This is a genomic window from Neisseria sicca, assembly GCF_003044565.1.
Lineage (GTDB): Bacteria > Pseudomonadota > Gammaproteobacteria > Burkholderiales > Neisseriaceae > Neisseria > Neisseria sicca_A.
The window spans coordinates 756,920-767,821 of the sequence record NZ_POXG01000001.1; the positions used below are offsets into that span (position 1 = coordinate 756,920).

Annotated in this window: 9 protein-coding genes; 5 read left to right on the forward strand and 4 right to left on the reverse strand. The window is 53.3% G+C overall.

Annotated features, from left to right (window positions below):
- The first annotated feature begins 128 nt into the window (after positions 1-128).
- The gene (locus tag DBZ16_RS04110; protein WP_107813014.1) at positions 129-1,520 is read left to right on the forward strand and encodes an alanine/glycine:cation symporter family protein; all 1,392 of its coding nucleotides are present in this window, start codon (positions 129-131) and stop codon (positions 1,518-1,520) included.
- A gap of 79 nt (positions 1,521-1,599) precedes the next feature.
- A complete protein-coding gene (locus DBZ16_RS04115; protein WP_107813015.1) occupies positions 1,600-2,865 on the forward strand; it encodes a D-amino acid dehydrogenase in 1,266 nt (421 codons plus the stop codon).
- Positions 2,866-3,219: 354 nt separating this feature from the next.
- Here DBZ16_RS04115 and DBZ16_RS04120 read toward each other — a convergent pair whose 3' ends face one another.
- The 4 genes from DBZ16_RS04120 to DBZ16_RS04140 form a co-directional block, all read right to left on the reverse strand.
- The gene (locus DBZ16_RS04120; protein WP_107813016.1) at positions 3,220-3,708 is read right to left on the reverse strand and encodes a hypothetical protein; all 489 of its coding nucleotides are present in this window, start codon (positions 3,706-3,708) and stop codon (positions 3,220-3,222) included.
- Positions 3,709-3,940: 232 nt separating this feature from the next.
- Positions 3,941-6,229, reverse strand: coding sequence for a TonB-dependent zinc receptor ZnuD (znuD, locus tag DBZ16_RS04125; RefSeq protein ID WP_107813017.1), 2,289 nt, complete (start codon positions 6,227-6,229; stop codon positions 3,941-3,943).
- A gap of 303 nt (positions 6,230-6,532) precedes the next feature.
- Positions 6,533-7,009: a cupin domain-containing protein gene (locus tag DBZ16_RS04135; RefSeq protein WP_107813019.1), complete on the reverse strand. Its 477-nt coding sequence runs from the start codon at positions 7,007-7,009 to the stop codon at positions 6,533-6,535.
- A 96-nt stretch (positions 7,010-7,105) separates the two neighbouring features.
- A complete protein-coding gene (locus DBZ16_RS04140) occupies positions 7,106-8,515 on the reverse strand; it encodes a leucyl aminopeptidase (RefSeq protein ID WP_107813020.1) in 1,410 nt (469 codons plus the stop codon).
- Between DBZ16_RS04140 and DBZ16_RS14810 the strand changes: the two genes are divergently transcribed.
- From DBZ16_RS14810 to lptG, 3 genes are read left to right on the forward strand one after another with little or no spacing between them, the layout of a single operon-like run.
- Positions 8,502-8,672, forward strand: a complete 171-nt coding sequence (locus tag DBZ16_RS14810) for a hypothetical protein (protein WP_159070296.1) — start codon at positions 8,502-8,504, stop codon at positions 8,670-8,672. The genes DBZ16_RS04140 and DBZ16_RS14810 overlap by 14 nt on opposite strands.
- Before the next feature lie 10 nt (positions 8,673-8,682).
- Complete coding sequence (gene lptF / locus DBZ16_RS04145; protein WP_107813021.1) at positions 8,683-9,798, forward strand: LPS export ABC transporter permease LptF; 1,116 nt, start codon at positions 8,683-8,685, stop codon at positions 9,796-9,798.
- Positions 9,795-10,865 carry an LPS export ABC transporter permease LptG gene (gene lptG, locus DBZ16_RS04150; RefSeq protein ID WP_107813022.1) on the forward strand — a complete coding sequence of 357 codons (1,071 nt, stop codon included), beginning with the start codon at positions 9,795-9,797 and terminating at the stop codon, positions 10,863-10,865. The genes lptF and lptG overlap by 4 nt, the downstream gene beginning before the upstream one ends.
- Positions 10,866-10,902 lie beyond the last annotated feature (37 nt).

Consider the following 10,902-nt stretch of genomic DNA (forward strand, 5'->3'; position numbering starts at 1 on the left):
AAGGTATGACATCGAAAATCTTTTCAAAAAGAGAGATATTGTATTCTTGAACATTCTGTGCTGAAATTACATGACACTACAAAAAATAGTAGTGCGTAAAAAATATAAAACAGACAAAGGAGAAACTCATGCAATGGTTTTTAGACAATCTCAAAGCCTTTTTTGAAACCATCAGCGGCTGGGTCTGGGGGCCTGTCATGCTGGTGCTGCTGGTCGGCACGGGCATTTTGCTGACCGTCATGCTGAAAGGCTTGCAATTCACCATGTTGGGCTATGCGCTGAAGCAGGCTTTCGTTCCGTCAAAGAAGCATGAAGACGGCGAAGACCACGAAGGCGATATTTCCCATTTCGCCGCTTTGATGACCGCCCTGTCCGCCACCATCGGTACGGGTAATATTGCCGGTGTGGCGACTGCCGTAGTAACTGGCGGTCCGGGCGCGGTATTTTGGATGTGGATGACCGCCATTTTCGGCATGGCAACCAAATACGGTGAGGGCGTATTGGCGGTGAAATACCGCGTGACCAACTCCAAAGGCGAAATGTCCGGCGGACCTATGTATTACATCGAAAACGGTTTGGGTAAAAACTGGAAATGGATGGCGTTGGCGTTCGCTTTATTCGGCACATTCGCTTCGTTCGGCATCGGCAGCTCCGTACAGTCCAACTCGGTCGCTCAAGCGGTTCAGACGAGCTTTGGTATTAATCCTGTCTATACCGGCATTACGTTGACGGTTCTGACTGCCATCGTCGTTTTGGGCGGAATTAAAGGCATCGCCAAAGCCGCTTCTTTCATCGTACCCGCTATGGCGGTGTTTTATGTGGTGGGCGGTATTTCCATTATCGTCATCAATTCCGATGCGCTGGTGCCTGCCGTCAAGCTGATTTTCTCCGATGCGTTCAGCGCGCAGGCAGTGGCGGGCGGCGCTATCGGCACGGTAATCCGCTACGGCGTGGCGCGCGGCGTGTTCTCCAACGAAGCAGGCATGGGTTCTGCACCGATTGCCGCCGCAGCCGCCAAAACCGACCATCCCGTCCGTCAAGCCTTGGTTTCCATGACCGGCACGTTTTTGGACACCATCGTCGTTTGCTCGATTACCGGCATCATTTTGGTGATGGGTCTGCTCGGCGCGGGCGGCGAGTTTGTCAAACCTGAATTGAGCGGCGCGGCACTGACGACTGTGACCTTCCAAAAAATGCTGCCCGGCATCGGCGGCTGGATTGTCACCATCGGTCTGATTTTCTTCGCTTACTCAACCATTCTGGGCTGGTGCTACTACGGCGAGAAATGCGCGGTTTATGTATTCGGCGAGAGGTTTGCCGGTTTGTACCGCGTCGGTTATGTCTCTTCCGTCATGCTGGGTACAGTCTTGAGCCTTGATTTGGTATGGCTGGCTTCGGATACGTTCAACGGTCTGATGGCGTTGCCCAACCTGATCGCACTCCTTTTGATGATTAAAGTCATCGTCAACGAAACGCGTGATTTCAAACAAAAAGTCAGAAACGGAGAGTTGCCGCATTGATGCCTGCCGAGGTCGTCTGAAAATGTGTTTCAGACGACCTCATATCTGTATTTTTGAAAAAAGTCAGAGGAGGAACAAAATGAAAGTGCTTGTTTTAGGTGCCGGTGTTGCCGGTGTATCCTGCGCGTGGTATTTGGCGGAAGCCGGACATGAGGTAACCGTAATCGACCGTGCCGAAGGCGTGGCAATGGAAACCAGTTTCGCCAATGCCGGACAGCTCTCTTACGGCTATACCACGCCTTGGGCGGCACCCGGTATTCCGACCAAAGCACTGAAATGGCTGTTTAAAAGCCATCCTCCCCTGTTGTTCCGCCCCGACGGCAGCCTGTATCAAATCGAATGGCTGTGGCAAATGCTGCAAAACTGCAACGCCTCCCGCTATCAAACCAACAAAGAGCGCATGGTCAGGATTTCCGAATACAGCCGCGAGATGTTCCGCCGTTTTGAAGCGCAAACCGGCATGAATTTTGAAGGACGCAAAAAAGGCACTTTGCAGATTTTCCGCCAAGCCGAAGAAGTCGAAGCGGCAGAACAAGACATTAACGTTTTGGAACGATACGGCGTGCCGTACCGTCGTCTGAAACCTGAAGAATGTGCAGAATTCGAGCCTGCGCTTGCACGCGTTACCGCCAAAATTGCCGGCGGACTGCACCTGCCTGCAGATGCGACCGGCGACTGCCACCTCTTCACCCAAAACCTGTACCAACTCTGTCTGGAAAAAGGCGTACAGTTCCATTTCAACCAAACCATACGCCGCATCGAACACAACGGCCAGCGCATCAGCGCAGTCGAAACCGAAAAAGAACGCTTTGAAGCAGATGTCTTCGTCTGCGCGCTCGGCTGCTTCAGTAGAACGGTTTTGGCGCAGTTGGATCTCAATCTGCCCATTTACCCCGTCAAAGGCTATTCCTTGACCCTGCCCGTCACAAACTCAGACGGCGCGCCGGTTTCTACCGTTTTGGACGAAAGCTACAAAGTCGCCATCACACGATTCGACAACAGAATCCGCGTCGGCGGCATGGCGGAATTGTCCGGCTACGAAATCAAACTGTCCGAAAAACGCCGCGAAACGCTGGCTTTGGTCGTCAACGATTTGTTCCCCGAAGGCGGCGACTTGAATCAGGCATTGTTCTGGAGCGGCCTCAGACCGATGACGCCCGACAGCACGCCACTAATCGGCCGCACCCGCTTTGACAACCTGTTCCTGAACACAGGTCACGGCACTTTGGGCTGGACCATGTCGTTAGGCTCGGCAAAATTGACCGCCGATATCGTGTGCGGCAAAGACACCGAGATCCGCAGCGACGACTTGAGCCTGTCACGCTATCTGAGACCTTTGCAATAACATGGGTTACTAAAATTTTATGCTCAATCTCATTTTCAAAATTCAAAACCTTTCTGATTTTTCCTACTTTTTGCTCAATATTAAGAAGGTTTTAGTCAATTGAAAATTTTTTGGCGCATTTTTATGCGTCAAATTTCGTTAACAGACTATTTTTGCAAAGGTCTCTATCCGTCTTGAACTTTCAACCGACAAGGTTTGAGCGGCACCACAAACTCAAAGGTCGTCTGAAAACGTAAACTGCACCCTAAAGTTGGCTATTTTGCCAAGCTGAGGGTGCAGTTTTTTTATAGCTCAATATTTTATTAGAGAGGCTTCGACGTTAGGCAGATGAACAAATAATGGCTTACTCATAATTTATTCATTAGAAAAAATGATCATTTTCCCTTTTGGATAATCGCCTTGCCAGCCACAAGGAAGACCGTTGTGCTGATAAACATATAAAATATCTTTCCAAATCTCTGGAACAAAATTGTTGGCATAACAATTTAATAAAATCTCCATATCTCGAAAAAATATTTCGTGTATCAGGTTAGTTACATTTTGGTAAGTTAATTTTTCATCAGCACCATGGAAATTTTTATCAAGAGCGCCTAAGCAATTACTATCAATTAATTTAGAGCCAAATAAATAGTGCCATTCAAACGAATCATCAAATGGTTGCTCAATTATCTCCTCCCAGCTATCCCATTGTTTCCCAATAATCCCAAATATCTCTTCTGAATCAGTCAGCACTTCAAATTTTTCGGTTTCCCCATTATATGGAGTAGAAAAAAAATCGGGAGACGATAAAAAATCAACAATGGACTTGGCTAGCTTAAGGGCTTCATTCCAAGTATTCTTCAATGCCGGCTACCTCTAACATATTCATGACATAACAGTATTTCCATCAATCTTAACACCTATTACGCCATAGAAATATAGTTCCTGAACAGAATTTTATAAATATTCAAGATTTAGGAAGCAAGTGATTTTTCAGACGACCTTTCTCACATTTCCGCGAAACCCGACATCCCCAAAAGCAAACCTAACGGCTGCCTCTGAACACATTTAAGGTTTCGCCAGAAATCCGTCACGTTTAAAACTTAAAGTTCACGCCGCCGGTGAAGCTGCGTCCCATTTGCGGGGTGTCGGACAGGAAGCTGCTGTGGGCGTAAACGGATTGGTTGAACAGGTTGTCTGCTTTGACGTACCAATTCCACTCGCCGTAGCCGGTGCGGCGGCGGTAGTTTGCGCCGAGGTTGAGCATATGGTGTCCGGGCGTGCGCGTTTCGTAGCGGGCGAGTTTGTTTTGGGCAAACACGCGGTAGTAGTCGAGATGGGCATCGATGTGGTCGGTCAGCGCGGCATTCAGGTGGAAGCCGAGACGTGCGGCAGGCACGCGCGGGGCGTTTTGGTCGGCTTGGGCAATGAGTGGGCGGTTGCCGTAGGCGTCTTCCCTACCGGGCAGCGACGGAAGGTTTTTCAGACGACCTCTGACGTAGTCGCCGGAAAGTCCGATGCGGTAACGCGGTGTGGGTTTGAAGAAGATTTCGCCTTCCGCGCCGTAGAAGTCGGCGCCGGATTGGTTGTAGCGCACGAGCTTCATTTCGCTGTCGTCTTCGATGGATTTGGGGCCGCGTCCGTCGTTTAAGGTTTGGGCGTAGATGTAGTTGCCGAAGCGGTTGCGGTAGAGTGCCAGATTGTATTGCCAGCGGTCGCCTTCGTAGCCCAGCGCGAGTTCGATGTTGTTGGAACGCTCTTTGTTGAGGTGTTTGTTGCCGACTTCAAAGGTGTTGGTGGCAACGTGTTTGCCGTGTGCGTACAGTTCTTGCGTTGACGGCAGGCGTTCCTGATGGGAGGCGGTCAGGCTGAGTTTGTGTTGTGGCGTGAAATACCAGTTGCCGGAAAGCGCGAACGAGCGGGCGGTTTGGCGGTGCGCGCCGAGGTCGGGCAAGGGTTGGTTGTAGTAGTTTTCCCGATCAATCAGGGCTTTGTCGTACTGGATAGATGCTTTTTGTTTTTCCACGCGCACGCCGCCTTCAAGCGAGAAGTTGTCCCAATTTGCCTGTTCTACGCCGAAAAAGCTGTAATGATGCACATCGTTGTCGATCAGCATCGGCTGTTGGACAGTTTCGGGAATGGCGGAAAGCGCGCTGGATTTTTGGGTCAGGTATTGCACGCCCCAACTGCCTTTCAGACGACCTATGGGCAGGTGGCGCAATTCGATGCGGGCATTTTGCGTTTTGTTTTTAAAGAAGTTTTCCACTGCATCGCCCGCTTTTTCGTCGTGGCGGTAGTCGTTGCGGTTCAAATGCACGCGCAGGGCTTCGAAACCGGGGAGCGGCTGCTTCCATTCGGCGCGGATTTCGTAGCGTTTGTTGCGCAGGTCTATCCACGGTCTGCCGCTGTGGGTATGCGCGTGTGCATTATCGTCGTCGTGGAAGCCGCAGCTTAAGCCCGGATTGTCGTAATCGATGTCTTCTTCGGTCAGCAGGTGCGGATAAAGCTGCAAATAGCGTTTGTTAATCAAACTCTTCTGCCAGATGATGTCGGCGTGGCAATCATCGTATTCGTGGCTGTGGGCAGGCAGGCCGTATTGGTCGCGACGGTCGCTGTACGCCGCGCCGATAAAGCCTTTTTCGCCTACCCAAGACAGCCCGATGCTGCCAGTTTGCGAATCGGCATGGCTGTCGGGCAGGCGTTTCAGACGACCCTCTTCTTTGCGGTAACGCGGTACGGCATAGTCGCCTGATTTGCGGTACAGCCCTTCCGTGTGCAACACGAAGTTTTTGCCCAGTCCGACGTTGATGCCGCCGGACGTGAGTTTTTCCAAATTGCCGCTGCTCAAACGCAGCCCCAGTTCGCCCGATACGCCGTTTTCAGGCATTTTTTCGGGGATTTTTCCGTCGGCAACATCCACCAAACCCGCCACATTGCCCGAGCTGTACAACAGCGTTACCGGCCCGCGCAGGATTTCGACTTGTTGCGACAAGGCGGTGTCCACCATCAGGGCATGGTCGGGCGAGAAATCCGCCATGTCGCCCGTTTCGCCGTGATGGTTCAACACTTTAATCCGTCTGCCCGTCTGCCCGCGTATCACAGGCGCAGACGCGCCGCCGCCGTATTGCGAAGCATGGACGCCCGGCACGCCGTTCAATGCGTCGCCGAGATTGACGGCTTTTTGCCGCAAAGTATCGCCGGCGATGATTTTGTCGGAGGCAGTCGAAGTGTGCAGCAGCCCCGAAGTGGCGCGCGGATGGCTTTTACCGACGACGTTGACCGTTTCCAAGTCCACCGTCTGCTCGGTTTCATGCGCTTGGGCGAGAATGGGGGAACTGATTAAAAGAATAGATAAAACAATAGGTTTAAGCGTGGCTTGTGTCATTTTAGGTTTCCCGTCATATTTCAAATAGATTGTTATTATATAACATCACATCATTAATATGACAAGAATTCAAGAAGCGAATCGCATTTGGTGCGGCAAAACAGCCAAACCAAAACCCATACAAACAGCAAAAAACCAAAGGTCGTCTGAAACCCAATATCTTGAAAATGATAAAAAAGACGGAAACAGCGGCAGCGTGCCATCCCCCCGTTTGCTTGGAACGAATCATGTTGCCTAAACAACAAAAAAGGTCGTCTGAAAACGCAATACGATTTTCAGACGACCTTGTCGGTTTGATGACTGCTATTTGGCAGCTTGGGCAGCGGCGGTTTCAGCAATCAGGTCAAGGAAGACCAGCGGCTCTTTGCCGATGTTCTTCAATGCATGGGACTGACCGGGGCGGGCGATGGTGATGTCGCCGGCGCCGACTGGGGTCTGTTTGCCCGTGCTGTCGGTAAACACGCCTTTGCCCGATACGATGATGTAAACGTCTTCGTTGTCGGTGTGTTTGTGTTCGCCGATGGATGCGCCCGGCGGCAGGGTCAGCCAGCCGATTTCCCTGAACGCGTCTTGGGCGGCGGTCTGGTGGCGGTTGAAGGCGAAGCGGCCGAGCAGCGGGCCTTTGCCTCCGGCTGCGTTTTCGCGGTTCCACTCCGCCAAATCGGCTTTTTTGTACACTTGGACGCTGCGGTCGGTAGGTTTGGCCTGTTCCGCGGCGTGGATACTGACGCTCGTGCCGAGCAGAAAGGCGACGGACAATGCGGTAAATAGCGGTTTCATCATGGTTCTCCGTTTGTTGGGTTGTGTCAGAAGATGATGCGTTCCGTTTTCAGACGACCTGCGGGGTCGGTTGCTTTGCCCCGCAGGCGTCAAGGCTTATTTCACGTTGCGCAGATAGTTCAGCAACAGGGGAACGGGGCGACCGGTCGCGCCTTTTTCGCTGCCGGATTTCCATGCCGTACCCGCAATGTCGATGTGCGCCCACGGGTAGTCTTCGGTGAAGTAGGACAGGAAGGTGGCAGCGGTAATCGTGCCTGCGCCGGGCGTGCCGATGTTGGGAATGTCGGCGAAGTTGGATTTGAGCTGGTCTTTGTAGGTTTCAAAGAGCGGCAGTTGCCATGCTTTGTCGTCCACGTTGCGGGAGGCGGCAAGTAGGCTGTCGATCAAATCCTGATTGTTGCCCATCACGCCGCTGACGTCATGTCCCAAGGCGATGATGCACGCGCCGGTCAGGGTGGCGACGTCGATGACGGCTTTGGGTTTGAACTGTTCGGCGTAAGTAAGCGCGTCGCACAAAATCAGACGACCTTCGGCATCGGTGTTCAACACTTCAATCGTCAGGCCTTTCATGCTTTTCACGACGTCGCCCGGTTTGTTTGCTGCGCCGGAAGGCATGTTTTCGCAGGTGGCGACGACGGCGACGAGGTTGATCGGCAGTTGCAGTTTGACGGCGGCGCAGAAGGTGCTGATGACGGTTGCCGCGCCGCACATGTCAAACTTCATTTCGTCCATGTTCAAACCGGGTTTGAGGGAGATGCCGCCGGTGTCGAAGGTAATGCCTTTGCCGACCAAGACGACGGGGGCGGCTTCTTTGTCCGCCGCGCCGAAGTAGCTCAATTCAATCAGATAGGGGTCTTCCACGCTGCCTTTGGCGACTGACCAGAACGAACCCATGTTTTCTTTGATGTAGTCTTTTTCGATGATTTTGGCGTGTGCACCCAATTTTTCGGCTTCGGCTTTAGCGGTACGCGCGAGGAACTCAGGCGTGCATTCGTTCGGCGCGGCATTGCCCAAATCGCGGCAGAGGCTTTGTCCGTAAACCTGCGCTTCAGCAACGCGCAGGGCTTCTTTGACGGCGGCTTCGTGTGCGCTGTGGAACACGGCTTCTGCAAATTTGGCGGGCTTGGCTTCTTTTTTATAGCGGTCGAAACGGTAGGCGGCGTTGCCGAACGCGATGGCAAAGGCTTCTGCAACGGCGGCGGCTTGCGCTTCATCGAAGGCATGGATGTCCGCATTGACCGTTTCCTGATTTTGCGCCCATTTAGCGGCTTCGGCGGCGGCTTTGTTCAGCGCGGCGCGGTCGGTTTTTTCGAGGCGGACGACGGCGACTGCCTGCAAACCGTTGTCCGTCGGGATTTTGGTGTCGGCAAAAGTTTGACCTTCTTCAAGCGAAGACAAAAGGGCAAGGGCGGTCGGGTGGTTTAATTGTGCGGTTTCGGTGCAGACAAATAACTGCGCGCCTGCCTGTTGCGGCTGCAAGGTTCCGGCTTTTGTGCTAAATTCCACGTTTATTCTCCTGATTGAGATGGTTTCGGGTAGTTTCAGACGACCCTTTGCATCAAGAGGTCGTCTGAAAACGGTTGGAAAGATTGTACTCCATTTGAGAGGTCGTCTGAAACCTTGCGCAGACAATCCGCCTGCGCCGAACCGCTACCGCTCCTAGCCGCGATTCTATGATTTATCAAAGAAACTTCATCAAAGAACTCTCTTTTACCGCCGTCGGCATTTTCGTCGTCCTCTTGGCGGTGTTGGTCTCCACGCAGGCAATCAACCTGCTCGGACGTGCCGCCGACGGGCGCGTCGCCATTGATGCCGTGTTGGCATTGGTCGGCTTCTGGGTCATCGGCATGACGCCGCTTTTGCTGGTGTTGACCGCTTTCATCAGTACGCTGACCGTGTTGACCCGCTACTGGCGCGACAGCGAAATGTCAGTCTGGCTCTCCTGCGGATTGGCGTTGAAACAATGGATACGCCCCGTCATGCAGTTTGCCGTGCCCTTTGCCATCCTGATTGCCGTCATGCAGCTTTGGGTGATGCCGTGGGCGGAACTGCGCAGCCGCGAATACGCCGAAATCCTCAAGCAGAAACAAGAATTGTCCATGGTGGAAGCGGGCGAGTTCAACAGCCTAGGCAAGCGCAACGGCAGGGTTTACTTCGTCGAAACCTTCGACACCGAATCGGGCATCATGAAAAACCTGTTCCTGCGCGAACAGGATAAAAACGGCAACGACAACATTATCTTCGCCAAAGAAGGCAATTTCTCGCTGAACGACAACAAGCGCACGCTCGACCTGCGCAACGGCTACCGTTACAGCGGCACGCCCGGCAAAGCCAACTACAACCGCGTTTCCTTCCAAAACCTCAGCCTGATTATCAGCACCACACCCAAACTCATCGACCCCGTTTCCCACCGCCGCACCATCCCGACATCGCAGCTCATCGGCAGCAGCAACCCGCAACATCAGGCGGAATTGATGTGGCGTATCTCGCTGACCGTCAGCGTCCTCCTGCTCTGCCTGCTTGCCGTGCCGCTTTCCTATTTCAACCCGCGCAGCGGCCACACCTACAACATCCTCGTCGCCATCGGGCTTTTCCTGATTTACCAAAACGGACTGACCTTCCTGCGCAATGCCGTGGAAGACGGCAAAATCCATTTCTGGCTCGGACTGCTGCCCATGCACATCATCATGTTCGCCATCGCCGTCGTACTCCTGCGCGTCCGCAGTATGCCTAGCCAGCCCTTCTGGCAGGCGGTTGGCAAAAGTCTGACATTGAAAGGCGGAAAATGAACCTGATTTCACGTTACATCATCCGCCAAATGGCGGTTATGGCGGTTTACGCCCTCCTTGCCTTCCTTGCCCTGTACAGCTTTTTTGAAATCATCAACGAAGTCGGCGACTTAGGCAAAGGCAGTTATAACGGCGCAACCATGGCTCAATACGTCCTCATGCAGATGCCCGCGCGCGCCTACGAACTCATGCCCCTCGCCGTCCTCATCGGCGGACTCGTCTCCCTCAGCCAACTTGCCGCCGGCAGCGAACTGACCGTTATCAAAGCAAGCGGCATGAGCACCAAAAAACTGCTGCTGATCCTGTCGCAGTTCGGACTGATTTTCGCCATCGCCACCGCCGCGCTCGGCGAATGGATTGCCCCCACCCTCAGCCAAAAAGCCGAAAACATCAAATCCGCCGCCATCAACGGCAAAATCAGCACCGGCAATACCGGGCTTTGGCTCAAAGAAAAAAACAGCATCATCAACGTGCGCGAAATGCTGCCCGACTATACCCTGCTGGGCATTAAAATTTGGGTGCGCAACGACAAAAACGAGCTGACGCAGGCAACGGAAGCCGAGTCCGCCGTTTTAAACAACGACGGCAGTTGGCAGTTGAAAAACATCCGCCGCAGCACACTTGGCGAAGACAAAGTCGAAGTCTCCACCGCCGCCGAAGAAAACTGGCCGATTGCCGTCAAGCGCAACCTGATGGACGTATTACTCGTCAAACCCGACCAAATGTCCGTCGGCGAACTGACCACCTACATCAGCCACCTCGAAAACAACAACCAAAACACCCAAATCTACGCCATCGCATGGTGGCGCAAATTGGTTTACCCCGTCGCCGCCTGGGTGATGGCGCTCGTCGCCTTCGCCTTCACCCCGCAAACCACCCGCCACGGCAATATGGGCTTGAAACTCTTCGGCGGCATCTGCCTCGGCTTGCTGTTCCACTTCGCCGGACGGCTCTTCGGCTTTACCAGCCAACTCTACGGCGTCCCGCCCTTCCTCGCCGGCGCACTGCCCACCATAGCCTTCGCCCTGCTCGCTGTGTGGCTGATACGCAGGCAGGAGCGGCGTTAAGCCCAAGAATACGAGGAAAGTTTGCAAATTTAAGCTT